This window comes from Streptomyces sp. NPDC026500 (assembly GCF_055567635.1).
Genome location: NZ_JBVHQB010000002.1, coordinates 566,929 through 587,979, shown reverse-complemented (window position 1 = coordinate 587,979; position 21,051 = coordinate 566,929). Strand labels below are relative to the sequence as shown.

The following is a 21,051-nucleotide window of genomic DNA, read 5'->3' as shown; positions in this document are numbered from 1 at the left end:
ATGGCGTTCCGCGAGGTGAACTCGAAGATGGTCGAGGCGACGGTGGTACCGGGTCAGCGGCTGTTCAGTCAGCGCGGCGCGATGCTCGCCTACAAGGGCGAGGTGTCGTTCACGCCCAACATCCAGAGCGGCCAGGGCGGTGTGATGTCGATGATCGGCCGCCGCCTGGCCAACGAGGCGACTCCGCTGATGACCGTCGAGGGTGCGGGCACGGTGCTCTTCGGGCACGGCGGCCACCATGTCCACGTGATCAGCCTCACGGGTGACACGTTGTACGTCGAGGCGGACCGGCTGCTGGCCTTCGACGGGACGCTTCAGCAGGGCACGATGTTCCTGGGCTCGCAGGGCGGCGTGATGGGCATGGTGCGGGGCCAGGTGACGGGCCAGGGACTCTTCACGACCACGCTCAAGGGGCACGGCGCGGTGGCCGTCATGGCGCACGGGGGCGTCTTCGAGGTCCCGATCACCCCGCAGCGGACGGTGCACGTGGACCCGCAGGCGTATGTGGCGCACCACGGCGACGTGCGCAACAAGCTGTCCACGGCGCTGGGCTGGCGCGACATGGTGGGCCGCGGTTCGGGCGAGGCGTTCCAGCTGGATCTCAGCGGGAGTGGTTCGGTGTACGTCCAGGCCTCGGAGGAGAAGCTGTGAGCGGGTACGGAGCCCCGGGCGGCCCGGTGATCCATGATCCGATGTCGCTGCCGGTCGACGACAATGTCAACAAGTACACCTTCTGCGTGGAGCTCAAGGGGAGCGAGTGGTTCCTGCAGAAGGGCAAGATGATCGCCTACTACGGATCGATGGAGTTCAACGGCATCGGGCACGGCCGACTTGACCGTCTTGTCCGTACGTCTTTTCATTCGCCTCTGCACGCGAGCGACTGGGTCGTGGCGCAGGGTTCGGGCAAGATGCTCCTCGCCGACCGGGCCTTCGATGTGAATTCGTACGACCTCGACGACGGCAACCTGACCATTCGCTCGGGCAACTTGCTCGCTTTTCAGCCAAGTCTTGCCCTCAAGCAGTCGATCGTGCCGGGCTTTCTGACACTGATCGGAACCGGCAAGTTCGTGGCTGCGTCAAACGGTCCGGTGGTGTTCATGGAACCCCCGATCCGGGTGGACCCGCAGGCCCTCGTCGGGTGGGCGGACTGCCCGTCCCCGTGCCACCACTACGACCACGGGTACATGACCGGCGTAATGGGCGGTCTACGTGCGATGACGGGCCTTGGAGGGGCCTCCGGGGAGGAGCACCAGTTCGAGTTCGTAGGAGCCGGCACGGTGCTGCTCCAGTCCACCGAGATCCTGATGGCGGAGCAGGCAACGGGGGCGGTCCCGCAGCAGGCCGGAGTGCCCGGCGCGGGAGGGGCGCCCGGCCAGCACGGGCAGCAGGCCGGGGCACCGCGCCTTCCCGGACAGCTGGGGGACCTCCAGCGTCGCTTCGGGCTGTGAGCGGTAGTCTGCGGAGTGTGACATCGAACGCGTGCGCGCAGTCACACCACCCCTCACTAGTTCGCCTTTCAACATTTTAGGTAGACTTCACTTATGGAGACCGAGACGGCCACGCGCTGGCTGACCGATGCGGAGCAGTGCGCCTGGCGCACCCACCTGGAGGTCAACAGGCTGTTGACGTACCAGCTCGAAAGGGACCTTCAGCCGTTCGGGCTGACGATGAACGACTACGAGATCCTGGTGAACCTCTCCGAGTCGGAGGGCGTACGCATGCGGATGAGCGACCTGGCGTCCGCCACCCTCCAGTCCAAGAGCCGCCTCTCGCACCAGATCACACGTATGGAGAACGCGGACCTGGTGCGCCGGGAGAACTGCGAGTCCGACCGGCGAGGGCTGTACGCGGTCCTCACCGAGCACGGCATGGAGACGATGAAGAAGGTTTCGCCGCATCATGTGGCGTCCGTACGGCGGCACTTCATCGACCTGGTGTCCCCTGAGGCGCTGGAGGACCTGCACAAGTCGCTGCGGCCGATCGCCGAGCACCTGCTGGGGCAGCGCGGCAAGCCGTAGAACTAGCCGGGGAGTTGCGCGCCGTCCGCCTCGACGGGGCGCGCGCCCTCGGCCGCACGGTGCCCCGCGTCCGCGTCCGGACGCGGGGTTCTCGCGCTCCGTACGCAGACCAGGGCCGCCGCCAGCGCCAGCGTCCCCGAGAGCGCGAAGCACAGCCCCAGGGGCAGTCGGCCCACCAGCAGGCCCGCACCGGCGGCTCCGCCCGAACTCCCCGCGTTCACGGCGGTGTTGACCCAGGCGCCGGCCTGGGTGCGGAAGCCGGGCGGGGCGGCCGCGTCGGCCATCAGATAGGACGTCGTGAGGGCCGGGGCGACGAAGAAGCCGGCGCAGGCGACGGCCACGGTCAGCGTGCCGAGGCCGGGGGCGAGCCCCGCGGCGAGCAACGTGAGACCCAGAGAGCCGGCCAGCAGCGGCAGCCGTACGCCGGGGGCCGTGCGCCAGTCGACCGCGCCGTTCAGCAGGCCGCCCAGCGCGCTGCCCAGCGACAGCGCGGCGAGCACCCAGGCCACCACGCCCCCGCCGTGGTGGTGTTGCCCGGCGAACGCCATGACCAGGAGGTCGACGGCGCCCAGGGAAAGGCCGACGCCCAGCGCGACGACGACGGGCTGGGCGAGGGCCCGTCCGCCCCGCCACCGGCGCCCGCCGTGCGCCGCTTTCGCTGCTTTCGCCGCGGCCGGACGGACCCGCGCCACGACCGGGGAGAGAACGAACGCCAGGGTTCCCGACCACACCAGCAGGGCGCTCAGCGCGACCGCCGCGGCCGGCGGAGCCACCTGCACGACCGCCCCGACGAGCAGCGGTCCGGAGACGAAGAGGATCTCCTCGACGACGCCGTCGAGACTGTAGGCACGCTGCAACAGCCGTTCGTCCTGGACCACTTCGCCCCATACGGCGCGCATCGTGGGGCCGAGCGGCGGTGTGCAGGCGCCCGCGGCGACCGCCAGCGCGCCGATCGCCGGTACCGGTGCGCCGGGCCGCCAGGCCGTGGCGGCGAAAGCCGTGAGAAGGCCCGCGTAGAGCGAGGCCATGGGGATCAGGGCACGGCGGGCGCCGTGCCGGTCGATCAGCGCCGCCCGCGCGGGCGACAGGAACACGCTCGTCGCGCCGAACAGCGCCATGACCGTGCCGGCCACGGCGTACGACCCGGTGGCGCGGGTGGTGGTGAGCATCATGGCCAGGGAGACCACGCCGTACGACAGACGGCCGGTCATGGCTGCAACGAAGGTGCGGCGGGCATGGGGAATGCGGAAGAGCGCGGCGTAGGACGGCCGCGAGGGTGACGCAGACATGGGTGGGGTTCCTCAACTGCGAGGCGGGACAGGGGTCGCCGGTGTGCCGCGACGCCGCAGCCACGGTGCTGCGTGTGCGTCGCGGGCCTGGGCGGGCCCTATGCCAAGAGGAGGAACATGCCGCTCAACGTAACAGCGGGCGCGGGGAGCCGGCCAGGGATTTCCCCGGGCGTCCGTCCCGCACCCGCCGTCACGGTGCTGCCGATCAGCTCTCCGTGAGGCCCTCGATCAGGGTGTCCGCGGCCCGGTAGGGGTCCAGTTCGCCTGCGACGATGCGCTCCGCGAGGGCACTCAGGCGGCGGTCGCCGTGGAGGTCGCCGATGCGCCGCCGCAGCGCGGTGACGGCGATCGTCTCGACCTCCTGGGACGCGCGGGCGAGCCGGCGCTCGGCCAGCACGCCGTGCTCCTCCATCCACGCCCGGTGCTTCTCCAGGGCCTCGACGACCTCGTCGATGCCCTCACCGCGCGCGGCGACGGTCTTGACGATCGGCGGGCGCCAGGCCCCCGGACCACGGGACTCACCGAGGCTGAGCATGTGGTTGAGCTCGCGGGCGGTCGCGTCGGCGCCGTCACGGTCGGCCTTGTTGACGACGTACACGTCGCCGATCTCCAGGATTCCCGCCTTGGCGGCCTGGATGCCGTCGCCCATACCGGGGGCCAGCAGCACCACCGAGGTGTCCGCCTGGGAAGCGATCTCGACCTCCGACTGGCCGACGCCGACGGTCTCCACCAGGATGACGTCGCAGCCCGCCGCGTCCAGGACGCGGATCGCCTGGGGGGCCGACCAGGCCAGTCCGCCCAGGTGGCCGCGCGTCGCCATCGAGCGGATGTAGACGCCGGGGTCCGAGGCGTGGTCGGACATCCGGACGCGGTCGCCGAGGAGCGCGCCCCCGGAGAACGGCGAGGACGGGTCGACGGCCAGTACACCGACCCGCTTGTCCTGCCGCCGGTAGGCCTTCACCAGCGCCGACGTCGAGGTCGACTTGCCGACGCCGGGCGAGCCGGTGAGCCCCACCACGTAGGCGTTGCCGGTCAGCGGGGCCAGCGCGGCCATGACCTCACGGAGCTGTGGTGCCGCTCCCTCCACGAGGGAGATCAGCCGGGCCACCGCCCGCGGCCGTCCTTCCCTGGCCTGGGTCACCAGCGAGGAGACGTCCTGCATCACAGCTCCGTTCACGAGAGGTCGGTCGTGCGAACGCGGGTCAGGCCTTGGCCACCCGCACGATCAGGGCGTCGCCCTGACCGCCGCCGCCGCACAGGGCGGCCGCGCCCACGCCGCCGCCGCGCCGCTTCAGTTCGAGGGCGAGGTGCAGCACGAGCCGGGCGCCGGACATGCCGATCGGGTGACCGAGGGCGATGGCGCCGCCGTTGACGTTCACCTTTTCCGTGGACACGCCGAGGTCCTTCATTGACTGGACCGCGACCGCCGCGAAGGCCTCGTTGATCTCGATCAGGTCGAGGTCCTCGACCTCCAGGCCCTCCTTCTTCAGGGCGTGCAGGATCGCGTTCGAGGGCTGCGACTGCAGGGAGTTGTCCGGGCCGGCCACGTTGCCGTGGGCGCCGATCTCCGCGATCCACTCCAGACCCAGCTCCAGCGCCTTGGCCTTGCTCATCACGACCACGGCGGCCGCGCCGTCCGAGATCTGGGAGGCGCTGCCGGCGGTGATGGTGCCGTCCTTGGCGAAGGCCGGGCGCAGCTTGCCGAGCGACTCGGCGGTCGTCTCGGCGCGGATGCCCTCGTCCTTGCTGAAGACGACGGGCTCGCCCTTGCGCTGCGGGATCTCGATGGGTGTGATCTCCGCCTCGAAGAGGCCGTTCTTCTGGGCGGCGGCCGCGCGCTGGTGGGAGAGCGCGGCGATCTCGTCCTGCGCCGGGCGCTGGATCCCGAGGCGGGTGTTGTGCTTCTCCGTGGACTCGCCCATGGCGATGTTCTCGAAGGCGTCCGTCAGACCGTCGTACGCCATGGCGTCGAGCATCTCGATCGCGCCGTACTTGTAGCCCTCGCGGGACTTCGGGAGCAGGTGCGGGGCGTTCGTCATGGACTCCTGGCCGCCGGCGACGACGATGTCGAACTCGCCGGCGCGGATCAGCTGGTCCGCCAGGGCGATGGCGTCGAGGCCGGAGAGACACACCTTGTTGATGGTGAGGGCCGGGACGCTCATCGGGATGCCCGCCTTGACGGCGGCCTGGCGTGCCGGGATCTGCCCTGCCCCGGCCTGGAGCACCTGGCCCATGATCACGTACTGCACCTGGTCGCCGCCGATGCCCGCACGGTCGAGGGCGGCCTTGATCGCGAAGCCTCCGAGGTCGGCCCCGGAGAAGGACTTCAGCGAGCCCAGCAACCGCCCCATGGGCGTTCGGGCGCCCGCGACGATCACCGAGGTACTGCTGTTCGTTCCAGACATGAGGTGCGATCCCCTTACCGGCTGCACAGCCGAGGAGTGAACGAGGGTTTACTGAGAATGTACTGAGCGGTAGGCCACCCGTCATCCGGCCCGCAGTGTGATCGCGCGCACGTTGCGTAACCACGCCAGGAGCGCTGCACTGACTCCATGCTGACGCGAATCGACCACATCGGGATCGCCTGTTTCGACCTCGACGCCACTGTCGAGTTCTACCGTGCGACGTACGGTTTCGAAGTCTTCCACTCCGAGATCAATGAGGAGCAGGGCGTACGGGAGGCCATGCTCAAGATCAACGAGACGTCCGACGGCGGCGCCTCCTACCTCCAACTGCTCGAACCCACCCGCGAGGACTCCGCCGTGGGCAAGTGGCTGGCCAAGAACGGCGAGGGCGTGCATCACATCGCCTTCGGCACCGCGGACGTCGACGGCGACGCCGCGGACATCCGGAACAAGGGCGTCCGGGTGCTCTACGAGGAGCCCCGGATCGGGTCCATGGGGTCCCGGATCACCTTCCTCCACCCCAAGGATTGCCACGGAGTACTGACAGAACTGGTCACTTCGGCGGCGGTTGAGTCAGCTGAGCACTGACCTCCGTATATCTGGGCCGGTAGGGTTGGGCTCGGCCGTCGCCTTTCGCGGGGGACGGCCGTGGTCCCGGCGCCTTCCGGCGAGCGGGACCAAGGGCCGGGGTCCAGGTTTCGGGGGGCGAGCATCGGGGCAGCAGCCCGTGCTCCGCCGTTGATCTGACACCATTCCCCGGGGGCCCCGTTCAGCGGAAGAACGGTGCTCGTTCGGATTTACTTGCGACCAGGGGACGGATGGGACCGCGCAGTGCGGGGCTACGAACGCCAGGAGCGAGAGCCGGCGGCTGACGTCGACCACCTCTCTCGGTTCGAGGCCGAGATGGAACGGCTGAAGACCGAGCGGGAGAAGGCCGTCCAGCACGCCGAGGACCTCGGCTATCAGGTCGAGGTGCTGCGCGCCAAGCTGCATGAGGCGCGCCGCAGTCTGGCGACCCGTCCTGCCTACGACGGGGCCGACATCGGCTATCAGGCCGAGCAGATGCTCCGTAATGCCCAGATGCAGGCCGACCAGCTGCGCGTCGACGCCGAGCGCGAGATCAGCCAGGCACGGGCGCAGACCCAGCGCATCCTCCAGGAGCACGCCGAGCAGGCCGCCCGGCTCCAGGCGGAGCTGCACCAGGAGGCGGTCACCCGCCGCCAGCAGCTCGACCAGGAGCTGGCCGAGCGCCGGCAGACCGTCGAATCGCACGTCAACGAGAACGTGGCGTGGGCCGAGCAGCTGCGCGCCCGCTCCGAGTCCCAGGCCCGCCGTCTCCTGGACGAGTCGCGTGCCGAGGCCGAGCAGGCGCTCGCCGCGGCCCGTGCGGAGGCCGAGCGGGTCGCCGCCGAGGCCCGCCAGCGGCTCACCACCGACGCCGAGGCGGCCCGCGCCGAGGCCGAGGCGCTGCTGCGCCGGGCCCGCACGGACGCCGAGCGGCTGCTGAACGCGGCGTCGACACAGGCCCAGGAGGCCACCGACCACGCCGAGCAGCTGCGCAGCTCCACGGCGAACGATTCGGACAACGCCCGCCGTCAGGCCACCGAGCTGAGCCGGGCCGCCGAGCAGCGGATGAGTGCCGCCGAGGCGGCGCTGCGCGAGGCGCAGGCCGAGGCGGACAAGGTTCTGGGCGAGGCCAAGGAAGCCGCGGCCAAGACGCTCGCCGGCGCCGAGTCGGTCAACGAGCAGCGCACGCGGACGGCGAAGGAGCAGGTCGCCCGGCTGGTCAGCGAGGCCACCAAGGAGGCCGAGACCACCAAGTCCGAGGCCGAGCAGATCGTCGCGGACGCCCGTACGAAGGCCGAGACGATCGTCGCCGAGGCGGAGGAGAGCGCCCGCAGCCTCACCGCCGAGGAGACCGCCTCCCAGCTCGCCAAGGCCGCCCGTACCGCCGAGGACGTGCTCAACCGCGCGTCCGACGAGGCCAAGAGGACCACGAAGGCGGCGGCCGAGGAGGCCGAGCGGATCCGCACCGAGGCGGAGACCGAGGCCGACCGGCTGCGCGCCGAGGCGCACGACATCGCGGCGCAGCTCAAGGGCACGGCCAAGGACGACACCAAGGAATACCGCGCCAAGACGGTCGAGCTCCAGGAGGAGGCCCGTCGGCTGCGCGGTGACGCCGAGCAGCTGCGGTCGGACGCCGTCGCCGAGGGCGAGCGCATCCGCGCCGAGGCCCGGCGCGAGGCCGTCCAGCAGATCGAGGAGGCGGCGCGGACCGCCGAGGAGCTGCTCGGCAAGGCGAAGGCGGACGCGGACGAGCTGCGCCAGGCCGCCACGGCGGACAGCGAGAAGGTCCGCACCGAGGCCATCGAGCGCGCCACGACCCTGCGCCGGCAGGCCGAGGAGACGCTGGAGCGGACCCGTGCTGAGGCCGAGCGGCACCGCGCGGACGCCGTCGAGCAGGCCGAGACGATCGCGGCCGACGCGGAGCGGGCCGCCGAGCGGCAGCGCGAGGAGACCGAGCGGGCCATAGCGGCCCGTCAGGCCGAGGCCGCCGAGGGACTGGCGCGGCTGCACACGGAGGCCGAGGAGCGTCTCACCGCCGCCGAGCAGGCGCTGACGGACGCGCGTGCGGAGGCCGAGCGCATCCGCCGCGAGGCCGCCGAGGAGACCGACCGGCTGCGTTCGGAGGCCGCCGAGCGGATCCGTACGCTCCAGGTACAGGCCGAGACGGAGGCCGACCGGCTGCGCAACGAGGCGGCCGGAGACGCGTCGGCGTCCCGGGCCGAGGGCGAGGCCATCGCCGTACGGCTGCGTTCCGAGGCCGCGGCGGAGGCCGAGCGGCTGAAGTCGGAGGCCCAGGACAGCGCCGACCGGGTACGCAGCGAGGCGCAGGCCGCGGCCGAGCGCCTGGCGACCGAGGGTGCCGAGACGCTGGCCGCCGCCCAGGAGGAGGCCGCCCGGCGCCGCCGCGAGGCCGAGGAGACCCTCGGTTCCGCGCGCCAGGAGGCCGACCAGGAGCGCGAGCGGGCCCGCGAACAGAGCGAGGAACTGCTCGCTTCCGCGCGCAAGCGCGTCGAGGAGGCCCAGACCGAGGCCGTACGGCTGGTCGAGGAGGCCGACCGGCGCGCGACCGAGATGGTCTCCAACGCCGAGCAGACCGCGCAGCAGGTGCGGGACTCGGTGGCGGGGCTGCACGAGCAGGCCCAGGAGGAGATCACCGGGCTGCGCTCGGCCGCCGAGCACGTGGCGGACCGTACGCGGACCGAGGCGCAGGAGGAGGCGGACCGGGTCCGCGCCGACGCGTACGCCGAGCGCGAGCGGGCGTCCGAGGACGCGGCGCGCCTGCGGCGCGAGGCGAACGAGGAGAGGGAGGCCGCGAGCGCCCTCGCGGAGCGCACGGTCGCGGAGGCGATCGCCGAGGCGGAGCGGATGCGTTCGGACGCGTCCGAACACGCCCAGCGGGTGCGCACCGAGGTGTCGGACGCCATCGCGAACGCCGACCAGGACGCCGCGCGCACCCGTGCGGACGCCCGGGAGGACGCGAACCGGATCCGTTCGGACGCGGCCGCGCAGGTGGACACGCTCATCACCGAGGCGGCGGCGGAGGCCGAGCGGCTCGGGATCGAGACCGCGGCCGAGGCCGAGCGGGTACGCGCCGAGGCCGTGGCCAAGGCCGAGAAGCTCATCTCGGACGCGACCGGTGACGCGGAGCGGCTGCGCGCCGAGGCCGCCGAGGCGGTCGGGTCCGCCCAGCAGCACTCCGAGCGGATCCGCACCGAGGCCGAGCGCTTCAAGGCGCGGGCGACGGAGGAGGCCGAGCGGCGCACGGCGTCGGCGCGCGAGGAATCCGAGCGCATGCTGGACGCGGCCCGTCAGGAAGCCAACAAGCGGCGCTCCGAAGCGGCCGAGCAGGTCGACACGCTCATCTCCGAGACGGCGTCCGAGGCGGACAAGCTGCTCGCCGAGGCGCAGCAGAGCGCGCAGAAGACGACGGCGGACGCCGAGTCGCAGGCCGACACGATGGTCGGTGTGGCGCGGGGCGAGGCCGAGCGGCTCGTCTCGGAGGCGACGGTCGAGGGCAACACCCTCGTGGAGCGGGCCCGTACGGACGCGGACGGGCTGCTCGTCGGCGCGCGCCGGGACGCCACGGCGATCCGGGAGCGCGCCGAGGAACTGCGCGACCGCATCACGTCCGAGATCGAGGATCTGCACGAGCGGGCGCGCCGAGAGTCGTCCGAGGCGATGAAGAACGCCGGCGACCGGTGCGACGCGCTCATCAAGGCCGCCGAGGACCAGCTCGCCGAGGCCGACGCGAAGGCCAAGGATCTGCTGTCGGAGGCGAACTCCGAGGCGAGCAAGGTGCGTATCGCCGCCGTGCGGAAGGCCGAGGGGCTCCTCAAGGAGGCCGAGCAGAAGAAGTCCTCGCTCGTCGCCGAGGCCGAGAAGATCAGGTCCGAGGCCATTCAGGAGGCGAAGGCGGCCGTCGAGGAGGGCAAGCGCGACCTGGAGGTCCTGGTCCGCCGGCGTGAGGACATCAACGCGGAGATCTCCCGTGTCCAGGACGTCCTCGAAGCGTTGGAGTCTTTCGAGGCCCCATCGGGTGGCAAGGACGGCGGAGTGAAGGCGGGTGCTGCCGCGGGGGCCACCCGTGCGGGTGGCAAGGCGTCGGAGAGCTAGCCGGAGGCACGGATTCCGTGCCTTGTAGGACGTTTGTCACAGATTCTGGCAAGCCATCCGACAGCTAGCCACCCAAAAGGAGTGTCATTCTCCAGATCAAACACGTATCCGCTCGATGACACACCGCATTGCCCCCTAGGATTCCACCTATCACCTCACCGGTCTCATTCGACAGGAACCCCATGAGCGACACTTCCCCCTACGGCTTCGAGCTTGTGCGGCGTGGATACGACCGCGCTCAGGTGGACGAACGCATCTCGAAGCTCGTCTCCGACCGTGACAGCGCTCTGGCCCGTATCACCGCCCTTGAAAAGCGCATCGAGGAGCTCCATCTCGAAACGCAGAACGCCCAGGCCCAGGTGAGCGACGCCGAGCCGTCGTACGCCGGTCTCGGCGCGCGAGTCGAGAAGATCCTCCGCCTCGCCGAGGAGGAGGCCAAGGACCTGCGCGAGGAGGCCCGTCGCGCGTCCGAGCAGCACCGCGAGCTCGCCGAGTCGGCGGCTCAGCAGGTGCGCAACGACGCAGAATCGTTCGCCGCGGACCGCAAGTCCAAGGCGGAGGACGAGGGCGTCCGGATCGTCGAGAAGGCCAAGAGCGACGCCTCGCAGCTGCGCTCCGAGGCGCAGAAGGACGCGCAGTCCAAGCGCGAGGAGGCGGACGCCCTCTTCGAGGAGACCCGCGCCAAGGCCGCCCAGGCCGCCGCCGACTTCGAGACGAACCTCGCCAAGCGCCGCGAGCAGTCCGAGCGCGACCTGGCGTCGCGGCAGGCCAAGGCCGAGAAGCGCCTCGCGGAGATCGAGCACCGCGCGGAGCAGCTCCGCCTGGAGGCCGAGAAGCTGCGCACGGACGCCGAGCGCCGCGCCCGCCAGACGGTGGAGACGGCTCAGCGGCAGGCCGAGGACATCGTGGCCGACGCGAACGCCAAGGCCGACCGCATCCGCTCGGAATCCGAGCGCGAGCTGGCCGCCCTCACCAACCGCCGCGACTCGATCAACGCGCAGCTCACGAACGTCCGCGAGATGCTCGCGACGCTCACCGGCGCCGCGGTGGCCGCCGCCACCGGCCCGGCCGAGGACGAGCCGATCTCCCGTGGGGTTCCGGCACAGCAGTCCCGGTAACCACGCAGCACGACACCAGGGCCCGTTCCCTCTGCCGAGGGCGCGGGCCTTGTCGTGCCGGTGGGGTCGTCCTCGCTCAAGTGGCAGGCTCCCGGGGGCCGTCTTAGCGTGGCCGCATGATCGAGCTGGAGGGGCTGACCAAGCGGTACGGCGAGAAGGTGGCGGTCAACAACCTCACCTTCGCCGTCAGACCGGGCATCGTGACCGGCTTCCTCGGTCCCAACGGTGCCGGGAAGTCCACGACGATGCGGATGATGCTCGGGCTCGACCGTCCCACCGCCGGCGACGTACGGATCGACGGACGGCACTACGACCATCTCAAGGATCCCCTGAAGTACATCGGCGCACTGCTGGACGCCCAGGCCATGCACGGCGGCCGCAGCGCCTTCAACCACCTTCTCTGCCTCGCCCAGAGCAACGGCATCCCGAAGGCGCGCGTGCACGAGGTCCTCGACACCGTCGGTCTCACCGCGGTCGCACGGAAGAAGGCGAAGGGGTTCTCGCTGGGCATGGGCCAGCGGCTCGGCATCGCGGGCGCCCTTCTCGGCGACCCGCGGATCCTGATGTTCGACGAGCCGGTCAACGGCCTCGACCCCGAGGGCATCCACTGGATCCGCAACCTGATGAAGTCCCTCGCCGTACAGGGCCGTACGGTCTTCGTCTCCTCGCACCTCATGAGCGAGATGGCGCTGACCGCCGACCACCTCGTCGTCATCGGCCAGGGCAGGCTGCTCGCCGACACCTCGATGGCCGACTTCATCCAGCAGAACTCGCGCTCGTACGTCCGGATCCGCTCCCCGCAGCGCGAGCGGCTGCTCGATGTGCTGCAGGGCGCGGGGATCACCGTCGTCCGGACGGGCAGCGGGGCGCTCGAAGTGGACGACGGGAAGCCGGAGCACATCGGTGAACTGGCCGCGCAGCACCAGATCGTGCTGCATGAGCTGAGCCCTCAGCAGGCCTCCCTGGAGGAGGCGTTCATGCAGCTGACCGCGGAGTCGGTGGAGTACCACGCGCACACCGACGCGCCGGGTCAGCAGATCTCGTCGAGCCCGCCGGGCCCGCCCCCTGCCCCGCAATGGGGCGGCGACTGGAAGAAGGGCTGAGCATGGCGGCCACCCAGGTCCTCAAGTCCGAGTGGACCAAGATCCGGTCCGTGTCGTCCACCGTGTGGACGCTGAGTCTCGCGGCGGTCGTCACGATCGCCCTGGGCATCCTCATCTCGCTCCTCTCCAACAACCAGTGGGACAAGTTGAGCGCGGAGGACCGGCTCACCTTCGACCCGACGCGCATCAGCTTCGCGGGCATGGGCCTCGGCCAGCTCGCGATGATCGTCTTCGGGGTGCTCGTCGTCGGCAACGAGTACAGCACCGGCATGATCCGCACCTCGCTCGCGGCGGTCCCGCAGCGCGGCACGTTCCTCTTCAGCAAGATCGCGGTGGCGGCCGGTCTCGCCCTCGTCGTCGGCCTGATCACCAGCTTCATCGCGTTCTTCGTGGGCCAGGCCGCACTCGGCACGCACAGGGCGTCGATCAGTGATCCGGGTGTGCTGCGCGCGGTGATCGGCGGGGGCCTCTACATGACGCTCATCGCCGTGTTCTCGATGGGCGTCGCGGCGATGCTGCGCAGTCCGATGCTCTCGCTCGGCATCCTGATGCCGTTCTTCTTCCTGATCTCCAACATCCTGGGCGCCGTGTCCGCGACCAAGAAGGTCGGCCGCTACCTCCCCGACCAGGCCGGCAGCAGGATCCTCCAGGTGGTGAGGCCCCTCGACGACACCCCCTACGGACCCTGGGGCGGCCTCGGCATCATGGTGCTGTGGGTGGCCGCGGCCCTGATCGGCGGCTACGCGTTGCTCAAGAAACGGGACGCTTAGGTCTCACGCGGGGCACCCGGATTCGGGACAGCCAGGCGGCTCAAGGTCACGGGCTCAGGGAGCTCAGCGGGGTCAATGGGGCGCAGGGGTCTCAGGGGGCTCTTCGCCGTTCGGGCTCGGCTGGATCAGCCCGTCGAAGTCGGACCACCCCTCCCAGTGCCACACGTCCTTGTCGAGGTCCGGCTGGAGCGGAACGAAACGGCCCAGCTCGAAGTCCCCGGCCTCCAGGTCGAACCAGCGCTCGTCCGCGACCTCGGTACCGAGCCCGACGGTCCGGGCGGTGAGCCGGACGAGGAGCTTCACCCCCGACGAGCCGGACAGCTCCTTGCCCTGAATCCTGCGGAACGGCAGTTCGGCCACCGGCGCCTCGACCGGTATCCAGACCGTGAAGGGTGCCCCGCGTTCGACCGCGAGCCAGCTCCGCTCGTCGGCCGGCTCGCCGTTCGCGTCCAGGACCTTCAGCCACTGCTTGTAGATGACGAGACTGCCGTCGTGCGGGGAGCGCTCCAGATAGCGCAGATGGGCGCGGGCCCGCAGGTCGACGACCGACAGGTTGTCGAAGCGGTTGTAGAAACGGACGGCGATGACGGCGTCGTCGCCGTCCGCGTTCCGTCGCGCGTAGCCCGGGAAGTCGGCGGTCCAGGCGTGCGAGATGCTGGCCCGCCGCCGCCAGACGAACGGGCGCAGCGCGAACAGCTTGATCAGGACGATGCCGAGCAGCACCGCCGGCACCAGCGCGCCGGTCACGGAGGCGAGCGTGGCGAGCAGCTGGTGAGCGGTGCTGTCAGGTTCGGGTTCGAGGTTGTCGGTGCCGACGCAGGCCCGCAGCACGGCCAGGCTGAGGTCGAGGAGGCGCTCCTCGTCCGAGAACCGGGCCGCCATCGAACGCGGCGAGTTCTCGGTCAGCGTCCACGCCGTCGCCACGACGACCGAGAGTCCGGCCAGCGCGCCCAGCGCCATCAACAGCAGGGCATGGACGGTGCGTCCCGCGATCCACCAGCGAACGGAAGTGCGAAAACGAGGGTGCGCCGACCTCCGCCCCGCTCGCCCCGCCCTTCGCAAATCGCGCCTCATCGGCCTCAACTCGCTTTCCCCGTAACCGATTTCGCCCCACTCGTACAATGGGGTCGGCATCATTCCCGGTGTCGGTTCAGGCCAACCCCGCTCAACCGGGGAGACCGGGCCCCGCGCCGGGCACATCTCGCGCGAGGGCCCAGGTACATCTCGCGTGAAAGGCTGTGCCCGCATGCGCGCGACACCACCCCCGAAGGGCGTCACCGTGACGACTGAGGACCGAAGCCTCGAAGCGCTGGGCCTGGACGACGTGCCCGCGAAGAAGCCCCTCACCTATCCCGGCCGGCCCACCACCGAGCCGTCCCTGCTGACCGGCGGCGAGCTGCTCCAGCTGGACGTCCGGCCGCTGCGGCTCGGCGAGTGGTACGTGGAGGAGCGCCAGGAGCAGCGGCGGCTCGACGAAGCCCTGGCCGGACTGGGCCAGGTGGGCACGGGGCTGCGCCACCCGGTCATCGCCGTCGGCTCGAACGCCTCCCCCGGGCAGGTCGCCCACAAGCTGACCCGGCTCGGCATCCCTGCGACGGTGCCGATGATCCCGGTGCGGGTGCGCGGAGTCGCCGTGGGCTGCTCCGGACACATCAGCCCGGCGGGTTACGTGGCCGGGACGCCGTACGTCGACCGGACCGCCGAGACGACGTTGGTGGTGACCTGGCTGGACTCGACGCAGCTCAAGGCCGTCGACGACACCGAGTTCCCGGACTATCGGCGGGCGATACTCCCGGGCGACGAGTTCGCGATGACGATGCCCTCCGGGGAACGGCTCGGCGGCGCGTACATCTACTTCAGCGCGCACGGTGTGCTCGCCGAGCCGGAGACCGGGCGACCCCGCCCGGGCGGCGGCGACCAGTCCGAGCTGCTCTCCGCCCTGCTCGGAGGGTCCGCACGCCTGCGCGAACTGCTCGGGCCCGACCCGGCGGCCTGGGTGCGCCGTGCGGGGGCCGACCGGTCGCTGCGCGAGGCGGGCACGCTGATTTTCGGCCAGGAGGGCTGGGTGCTGCCGCAGACCGACTTCCTGCCGTACCTCGACGAATCGGCCGAACTGCGGCTGTACGACGATCTGCCGCCGCTGGACGATTCCCTGCCGGACCGGCCCTGAGAATTCCCGTCGACCGATGGGCGCGGATTCCCTTTTCCCACCTGACCAGGAAAGACGGGTACCTGACAGGACGCCCGTACGAAATTTCGCCCTCTACTGGATCTTTCACCGGTCGATGGGCATGGCTTTACTTTCTCTTGAGTGGAACCGCCCGCGCCCGGATATCCTCCTAACCCTTACGGGGGCGTGCGCCCCGACGTCCTGAACCTTTCGATGGGTGCGGAGAATGATCGAGGCAGTCGGCCTGACTAAGCGCTATGGCGCCAAGACGGCCGTGTACAACCTTTCCTTCCAGGTCCGGCCGGGTGCCGTCACCGGTTTCCTCGGGCCCAACGGCTCGGGCAAGTCGACCACGATGCGCATGATCCTCGGCCTCGACAACCCCTCCTCGGGGCAGGTGACGATCGGCGGATTCCCTTACCGGAAGCTGCCGAACGCCCCCCGCCAGGTCGGCGCGCTCCTCGACGCCAAGGCCGTGCACGGTGGCCGGCACGCCCGCAACCACCTGCTGTGCCTGGCCCAGCTGTCGGGCATCCCGGCCCGCCGCGTGGACGAGGTGCTCGGCGTCGTCGGTCTCCAGGACGTGGCGCGAAAGCGCTCCAAGGGCTTCTCGCTCGGCATGGGCCAGCGCCTCGGCATCGCCGCCGCGCTGCTCGGCGACCCCCAGGTGCTGCTCTTCGACGAGCCGGTCAACGGTCTCGACCCCGAGGGCATCCTGTGGGTGCGCAACCTGATGAAGTCCCTCGCGGCGGAGGGCCGTACGGTCTTCGTCTCCTCGCACCTGATGAGCGAGATGGCGCTGACCGCCGACCACCTCATCGTGATCGGCCGCGGCCAGCTGCTCGCCGACCAGAACATCAAGGACTTCATCTCGCACAACTCGGCCGACTTCGCCCGGGTGCGCACCCCCGACACCGAGCCGCAGCAGCGCGAGAAGCTGACCGCCGCGCTGACCGAGGCGGGCGGCCAGGTGCTGCCCGAGCAGGACGGCGCACTGCGCGTTACCGGGCTGCCGCTCCCCCGCATCAGCGACCTCGCGCACTCCTCCGACGTCCGGCTGTGGGAGCTGTCGCCGCACCAGGCCTCGCTGGAGGAGGCGTACATGCGGATGACGCAGGGCGCCGTCGACTACCGCTCGACCGTCGACCAGAAGGCCGGGCTCCAGCAGCAGCTGCCGCCGGGCGCCATGCCCCCGCCGCAGCTGCCGGTCGCGGGCCAGGGCCAGCCCGGCTGGTACGCGCCGCCGTCGCCCCAGCAGGGCGGACAGCCCTTCGCCATGCCCCAGACGGGCCCGTACGGCGCTCCCGTCGCCCCCGTCGCCCCGGGCGCGGGCGGTCCCGGCCCGTACGGCGCCCCGGACGTCAACCCGTACGCCCAGGCGGCCCCCCAGGCCCCCGCGGGCTCGCCGGTGCCCGCCGCCACCCCCGCACCCGTGTCCGAGCCCACGCCCGCACCCGCGCCCGCCGCCGACCTGACCAAGCCCGAGGACGCCCGATGAGCACGCCCCAGCCCCCGATGCCGCAGCAGGCCGCCGCTGCCCCCGACTGGCAGGCGGCGCCCGGCACTTCGTACACCTCGCCGATCCCCGTCACCCGCACCCACCTGGGCCACGCGCTCAATTCCGAGTGGACGAAGATCAAGTCGGTGCGCTCCACGCTGTGGACGCTCGGCATCTTCCTGCTCCTGGTGGTCGGCATCGGTTTCCTGGTCGCCGCGCAGACCACGAACGAAGACTTCGGGGACACGCCGTACACGATCCCCGCGTTCTTCGGGCTGATGCTCGGACAGATCTGTCTGATCACGCTGGGCGTGCTGGTGGTCTCCTCCGAGTACGGCACGGGCATGATCCGTACGACGTTCACGGCCTCGCCGCAGCGGCACCGGGTGCTCGCCGCGAAGCTGATCATCTTCTTCGCGGTGGCGTTCGCCGTCTCGGCCTTCGCGATCGGGCTGGTCGGCCTGTTCACCGCGGGGATGCACAGCGGTGGCTCCGACGTCCCGTGGGGCGGCACCGTCGTGATGGCCGCGCTGTACGTCTCGCTGCTCGGTGTGCTCGCGCTCGCGGTGGGCTCGATGCTGCGCCACTCGGCGGGCGCGATCACCACGATGCTCGGCGTCGTGCTGCTGCCCGCGATCATGCCCGCGTTCCTGATGATGTCCGAGAGCATGCGGACGGTCGGCGAGAAGATGCAGGAGTACGCCGCCCCCAACGCCCTCGCCAAGATCTTCCGGCTGGGCACCGAGGACGGCCACGGCGGCGCACAGCTCGGCCTGCTCGCCGGATTGACGGCGGCGGCGATCATCGGCGCCTTCGTGCTCCTGGAGCGCCGGGACGTGTGACGACCGCGCCCGCCGGACAGCTTGAGGCCGGGCCTTCCGAAGTCGCCTAGAACCTGGGCGCGTTACGGGACCGCTGCACCCGCGAGGTGCGGCGGTCCTTCGCGTTCCAGCAGGCCTTGTGCCAGTGCCGCCGCTCGTCGACGCCCGAGTGCTCCGGCCAGGCCACCACGTGCGGAACCCCGGACGGGATCAACTGGTCGCAGCCGGGGCAGCGGTAGGTCTTGCCCTGCGCGCTCGCGCCCGCCACATGGCGCACGCTCCACTCCTCGTCCCGCCAGCTCTCCGTGGACTGCCAGCCGCCGTAGCGGTCCGACGCGTCCTCCTCGGCGCTCCTGCCGGACGAGGCGGGGTCCTTAGGACGGTTGCGACGCGGGGACAAGGGACACCTCACGGAGCGATACGGGGAGCAGGGGCCAAGTCCAGCCTACGCGGGACGCACGGGGGTAGGCGTACTCCGCCAACCCGCGCGCATCCCCCATCGGACAGCCCAATTCCCAGACAATCCGCAAATCTCTCCGCAAGGCCGTGTCTTCGGCACGTGTCACGCGGTTATGCCGGGTGGGGGAGCTCCGTGTCGGAGCCGAGGAAGCAGGAAGTTCGATGCACGTTGGAAGCTTTGTACTGGCCGCCCAGTTCCCTGGCCAGGGCCAGGGAGAGGCCCTGCACCGCGCGGTGCGGTCGGCCGAGGTCGCCGAGGAGGCCGGGCTCGACGCGGTCTGGCTGGCCGAGCACCACTTCGTGCCGTACGGGACATGCCCGTCGGCCATCACGCTCGCCGCGTATCTGCTGGGCCGCACCCACCGTATCCGGATCGGCACGGCGGTCAGCGTGCTGCCCACCGTCCACCCCGTGGCGCTCGGCGAGCAGGCCGCGCTGCTGCACCTGACGTCCGGCGGGCGGTTCTCGCTGGGTGTCGGCCGCGGCGGCCCCTGGGTCGACCTGGAGGTCTTCGGCGCGGGCCTCGCGGCGTACGAACAAGGGTTCCCGGAATCACTCGATCTGCTGGTCCGCTGGCTGCGCGAGCCGTCCGTCGCCGGCACCTCCGAGCGGTTCTCGTTCCGCGAAGTCCCCGTCGTGCCACGTCCGTCGGAGGCGCTGAGCGGTGCTCCGGGTCCCGAGGTCGTCGTCGCGTGCACCTCACCGGCGAGCGTCCGGCTCGCCGCCGAGCGCGGACTGCCGATGCTTCTCGGCATGCACGTCGGGGACGAGGAGAAGGCCGAAATGGTCGCTCTGTGGCGGCAGCACGCCCGCGCGGCGGGCCGCCCGTCGGACGAGATCCGCACCGCCGCCCATGTCTCCGCCGGCGTCTGCCAGATCGCGGACCGCCGAACCGACGCCGTCGAGACGCTCGTCAAGGCGATGCCGGGCTGGCTGAAGCAGGGACTGGACGCCCATGTGACGGTCGACGGCCGCGCCCGCTCGATGCGGGACCCGGTGGCGTACACCGAACTGCTCTGCGGGCTGCACCCGGTGGGCACCCCGCGGCTGTGCGCCGACCGGCTCGCGGCGACCTCGGAACGGACCGGCATCTCGCGTTTCGCCCTGCTCGTCGAGGGATCGGGCGACCTGGCGGCGACCGAGGAGAACGTGCGACGGCTCGGGGCCGAGGTGCTGCCCCATCTCAGGTGACCGCACGAAGTCCGGCCCATCGGACCGGACACGCGGGGAGCTTGCCGCCCCAGTACCAATGCACCTCCCGCGTACGGAGCGGCAAGCAATGCGGCTCAGTGCCTCAGCAGTCCCTGAACTCCGGGGACTGGTTGAGCAGCTGACTGCGGACCGAGGTGAAGCGTGCCAGTGTGTCGTCCACCAAGTCGTCCAGTGGGAACACCGCCACCCGGTGGCAGTTCTGGAAGGCCAGCCGCACTCCGAAGTGCCGCTGCAGCGCGCCGCGTATCGCGTCACTCGCGAGCGCACGCAGCAGCTGGCCACGTGCCTGCTCGTCCGGCGGGGGCGTCTGGTTGTCGGCGAACTTGCCACCGTCCACCTTCAGCTGGGCCACCAGGGAGCTGATCATCTCCCACGCGTAGGGCAGGGAGGTCCGGACGCAGTCGACGAAGTCAGCTTCGTCGACCTCGCCTCGCTCGGCCTGTTGGAGTAGGGCCGGTGAGACGTCGAGCGACATGGGTTCTCCTCTCGCACCCCCATACCTCGGGGGTTGCCGGACAGGGACGGGGATCGCAATATCGAACACGCTGAGTACATGCATCGCGACCTCCCGTTCATACGGTAAGCATCGCCAGGTAACGGCACCAGGAGAATGCGCACATAGCGAACGCTCAGTAGGCCGACAATCAGCCACGACCGAACACGGAACCTTCAGGATCAATGGGGTGACCCGCGGAAACACCGGTCGGGCTGCGCGACGGGGGCCGGGAGAACAAAAGGGGCGAACCGCGGGTTCTGCGTCCGGTGCGGGCTCGGGAGACGGGCGGGAGAATCGCGTGCACCACCGCCGGTCGAGTAGCGTTGCCGACCATGCGTCTCGTCATTGCCCGCTGTTCCGTGGACTACGCGGGCCGGCTCACCGCCCATCTCCCGTCGGCCCCCCGCCTGATCCTCGTGAAGGCGGACGGCAGCGTCTCGATCCACGCGGACGACCGGGCCTACAAGCCCCTCAACTGGATGTCTCCGCCCTGCACACTGAAGGAGGGGTCAGGCGACGACGAAGGCACCTGGACCGTCATCAACAAGGCGGGCGAGAAGCTCATCATCACGATGGAGGAGATCCTCCACGACTCCTCGCACGAACTCGGCGTGGACCCCGGCCTGATCAAGGACGGCGTGGAAGCGCACCTCCAGGAGCTGCTCGCCGACCGCATCGAGACCCTCGGCGAGGGCTACTCGCTCATCCGCCGTGAGTACATGACGGCCATCGGCCCGGTCGACATCCTGTGCCGGGACGCCGCGGGGCAGACCGTCGCCGTGGAGATCAAGCGCCGGGGCGAGATCGACGGCGTGGAGCAACTCACTCGCTACCTGGAGCTGTTGAACCGCGACCCGCACCTCGCGCCGGTCCGCGGCATCTTCGCCGCCCAGGAGATCAAGCCGCAGGCCCGCGTCCTCGCCACCGACCGCGGCATCGGCTGCACGGTCCTGGACTACGACGCCCTGCGCGGCATCGAGGACGACAAGCTGCGGCTGTTCTGACCCCCTCG

Annotated in this window: 19 protein-coding genes; 13 read left to right on the top strand and 6 right to left on the bottom strand. The window is 70.8% G+C overall.

Annotated features, from left to right (window positions below; translation table 11 throughout):
• The 3 genes from ACZ4N5_RS05715 (at position 1) to ACZ4N5_RS05705 (ending at position 2,018) form a co-directional block, all read left to right on the top strand.
• Entirely contained in the window at positions 1–651 is a 651-nt protein-coding gene (locus ACZ4N5_RS05715) for an AIM24 family protein (protein ID WP_467755886.1), read from the top strand.
• Positions 648–1,448 (top strand): AIM24 family protein, encoded by an 801-nt coding sequence (locus tag ACZ4N5_RS05710; RefSeq protein ID WP_467755828.1) that lies wholly within the window; start codon positions 648–650, stop codon positions 1,446–1,448. The genes ACZ4N5_RS05715 and ACZ4N5_RS05710 overlap by 4 nt, the downstream gene beginning before the upstream one ends.
• 93 nt (positions 1,449–1,541) lie before the next feature.
• Entirely contained in the window at positions 1,542–2,018 is a 477-nt protein-coding gene (locus tag ACZ4N5_RS05705) for a MarR family winged helix-turn-helix transcriptional regulator (protein ID WP_365879541.1), read from the top strand.
• Between the two features lie 2 nt (positions 2,019–2,020).
• On the opposite strand, the gene ACZ4N5_RS05700 is transcribed toward ACZ4N5_RS05705, so the two are convergent.
• The 3 genes from ACZ4N5_RS05700 to ACZ4N5_RS05690 all read right to left on the bottom strand — a co-directional run bounded on the left by ACZ4N5_RS05700 (position 2,021) and on the right by ACZ4N5_RS05690 (position 5,712).
• Positions 2,021–3,307, bottom strand: a complete 1,287-nt coding sequence (locus ACZ4N5_RS05700) for an MFS transporter (protein ID WP_467755827.1) — start codon at positions 3,305–3,307, stop codon at positions 2,021–2,023.
• A gap of 205 nt (positions 3,308–3,512) precedes the next feature.
• Positions 3,513–4,469, bottom strand: coding sequence for a methylmalonyl Co-A mutase-associated GTPase MeaB (meaB, locus tag ACZ4N5_RS05695; RefSeq protein WP_355853321.1), 957 nt, complete (start codon positions 4,467–4,469; stop codon positions 3,513–3,515).
• 40 nt (positions 4,470–4,509) lie between these two features.
• Complete coding sequence (locus tag ACZ4N5_RS05690) at positions 4,510–5,712, bottom strand: acetyl-CoA C-acetyltransferase (RefSeq protein ID WP_467755826.1); 1,203 nt, start codon at positions 5,710–5,712, stop codon at positions 4,510–4,512.
• 147 nt (positions 5,713–5,859) lie between these two features.
• Between ACZ4N5_RS05690 and mce the strand changes: the two genes are divergently transcribed.
• The 5 genes from mce (at position 5,860) to ACZ4N5_RS05665 (ending at position 13,383) form a co-directional block, all read left to right on the top strand.
• Positions 5,860–6,300 carry a methylmalonyl-CoA epimerase gene (mce, locus tag ACZ4N5_RS05685; protein WP_467755825.1) on the top strand — a complete coding sequence of 147 codons (441 nt, stop codon included), beginning with the start codon at positions 5,860–5,862 and terminating at the stop codon, positions 6,298–6,300.
• A gap of 243 nt (positions 6,301–6,543) precedes the next feature.
• Positions 6,544–10,392 carry a polarized growth protein Scy gene (scy, locus tag ACZ4N5_RS05680; RefSeq protein WP_467755824.1) on the top strand — a complete coding sequence of 1,283 codons (3,849 nt, stop codon included), beginning with the start codon at positions 6,544–6,546 and terminating at the stop codon, positions 10,390–10,392.
• A 182-nt stretch (positions 10,393–10,574) separates the two neighbouring features.
• Entirely contained in the window at positions 10,575–11,510 is a 936-nt protein-coding gene (locus tag ACZ4N5_RS05675) for a coiled-coil domain-containing protein (RefSeq protein ID WP_351543551.1), read from the top strand.
• Between the two features lie 116 nt (positions 11,511–11,626).
• Positions 11,627–12,613, top strand: coding sequence for an ABC transporter ATP-binding protein (locus ACZ4N5_RS05670; RefSeq protein WP_467755823.1), 987 nt, complete (start codon positions 11,627–11,629; stop codon positions 12,611–12,613).
• Positions 12,614–12,615: 2 nt separating this feature from the next.
• Complete coding sequence (locus tag ACZ4N5_RS05665) at positions 12,616–13,383, top strand: ABC transporter permease (protein WP_467755822.1); 768 nt, start codon at positions 12,616–12,618, stop codon at positions 13,381–13,383.
• Positions 13,384–13,455: 72 nt separating this feature from the next.
• On the opposite strand, the gene ACZ4N5_RS05660 is transcribed toward ACZ4N5_RS05665, so the two are convergent.
• Entirely contained in the window at positions 13,456–14,343 is an 888-nt protein-coding gene (locus tag ACZ4N5_RS05660) for a hypothetical protein (RefSeq protein WP_467755821.1), read from the bottom strand.
• A gap of 319 nt (positions 14,344–14,662) precedes the next feature.
• On the opposite strand from ACZ4N5_RS05660, the gene ACZ4N5_RS05655 reads away from it, so the two are divergent.
• The 3 genes from ACZ4N5_RS05655 (at position 14,663) to ACZ4N5_RS05645 (ending at position 17,893) form a co-directional block, all read left to right on the top strand.
• On the top strand, positions 14,663–15,553 hold the full coding sequence (locus ACZ4N5_RS05655; protein WP_467755820.1) for a hypothetical protein: 891 nt from the start codon (positions 14,663–14,665) through the stop codon (positions 15,551–15,553).
• Between the two features lie 226 nt (positions 15,554–15,779).
• A complete protein-coding gene (locus ACZ4N5_RS05650; protein WP_467755819.1) occupies positions 15,780–17,051 on the top strand; it encodes an ABC transporter ATP-binding protein in 1,272 nt (423 codons plus the stop codon).
• Entirely contained in the window at positions 17,048–17,893 is an 846-nt protein-coding gene (locus tag ACZ4N5_RS05645; protein WP_467755818.1) for an ABC transporter permease, read from the top strand. Before ACZ4N5_RS05650 ends, ACZ4N5_RS05645 begins: the two co-directional genes overlap by 4 nt.
• A gap of 46 nt (positions 17,894–17,939) precedes the next feature.
• Here ACZ4N5_RS05645 and ACZ4N5_RS05640 read toward each other — a convergent pair whose 3' ends face one another.
• The gene (locus tag ACZ4N5_RS05640) at positions 17,940–18,272 is read right to left on the bottom strand and encodes an ATP/GTP-binding protein (RefSeq protein WP_467755817.1); all 333 of its coding nucleotides are present in this window, start codon (positions 18,270–18,272) and stop codon (positions 17,940–17,942) included.
• Between the two features lie 221 nt (positions 18,273–18,493).
• On the opposite strand from ACZ4N5_RS05640, the gene ACZ4N5_RS05635 reads away from it, so the two are divergent.
• Complete coding sequence (locus ACZ4N5_RS05635) at positions 18,494–19,522, top strand: LLM class flavin-dependent oxidoreductase (RefSeq protein WP_467755816.1); 1,029 nt, start codon at positions 18,494–18,496, stop codon at positions 19,520–19,522.
• A gap of 103 nt (positions 19,523–19,625) precedes the next feature.
• On the opposite strand, the gene ACZ4N5_RS05630 is transcribed toward ACZ4N5_RS05635, so the two are convergent.
• Entirely contained in the window at positions 19,626–20,018 is a 393-nt protein-coding gene (locus ACZ4N5_RS05630; RefSeq protein ID WP_467755815.1) for an SCO5389 family protein, read from the bottom strand.
• 353 nt (positions 20,019–20,371) lie between these two features.
• Between ACZ4N5_RS05630 and nucS the strand changes: the two genes are divergently transcribed.
• Complete coding sequence (gene nucS, locus ACZ4N5_RS05625) at positions 20,372–21,043, top strand: endonuclease NucS (RefSeq protein WP_467755814.1); 672 nt, start codon at positions 20,372–20,374, stop codon at positions 21,041–21,043.
• Positions 21,044–21,051: the final 8 nt, after the last annotated feature.

Coding starts and splice junctions, on each gene's coding strand:
- ACZ4N5_RS05675 (WP_351543551.1), top strand. CDS start 10,575: ATGAGCGACACTTCCCCCTACGGCTTCGAGCTTGTGCGGCGTGGATAC.
- ACZ4N5_RS05700 (WP_467755827.1), bottom strand. CDS start 3,307: ATGTCTGCGTCACCCTCGCGGCCGTCCTACGCCGCGCTCTTCCGCATT.
- ACZ4N5_RS05645 (WP_467755818.1), top strand. CDS start 17,048: ATGAGCACGCCCCAGCCCCCGATGCCGCAGCAGGCCGCCGCTGCCCCC.
- ACZ4N5_RS05635 (WP_467755816.1), top strand. CDS start 18,494: ATGCACGTTGGAAGCTTTGTACTGGCCGCCCAGTTCCCTGGCCAGGGC.
- ACZ4N5_RS05630 (WP_467755815.1), bottom strand. CDS start 20,018: ATGTCGCTCGACGTCTCACCGGCCCTACTCCAACAGGCCGAGCGAGGC.
- ACZ4N5_RS05705 (WP_365879541.1), top strand. CDS start 1,542: ATGGAGACCGAGACGGCCACGCGCTGGCTGACCGATGCGGAGCAGTGC.
- meaB (WP_355853321.1), bottom strand. CDS start 4,469: ATGCAGGACGTCTCCTCGCTGGTGACCCAGGCCAGGGAAGGACGGCCG.
- ACZ4N5_RS05690 (WP_467755826.1), bottom strand. CDS start 5,712: ATGTCTGGAACGAACAGCAGTACCTCGGTGATCGTCGCGGGCGCCCGA.
- ACZ4N5_RS05650 (WP_467755819.1), top strand. CDS start 15,780: ATGATCGAGGCAGTCGGCCTGACTAAGCGCTATGGCGCCAAGACGGCC.
- ACZ4N5_RS05660 (WP_467755821.1), bottom strand. CDS start 14,343: ATGGCGCTGGGCGCGCTGGCCGGACTCTCGGTCGTCGTGGCGACGGCG.
- mce (WP_467755825.1), top strand. CDS start 5,860: ATGCTGACGCGAATCGACCACATCGGGATCGCCTGTTTCGACCTCGAC.
- ACZ4N5_RS05665 (WP_467755822.1), top strand. CDS start 12,616: ATGGCGGCCACCCAGGTCCTCAAGTCCGAGTGGACCAAGATCCGGTCC.
- ACZ4N5_RS05715 (WP_467755886.1), top strand. CDS start 1: ATGGCGTTCCGCGAGGTGAACTCGAAGATGGTCGAGGCGACGGTGGTA.
- ACZ4N5_RS05670 (WP_467755823.1), top strand. CDS start 11,627: ATGATCGAGCTGGAGGGGCTGACCAAGCGGTACGGCGAGAAGGTGGCG.
- nucS (WP_467755814.1), top strand. CDS start 20,372: ATGCGTCTCGTCATTGCCCGCTGTTCCGTGGACTACGCGGGCCGGCTC.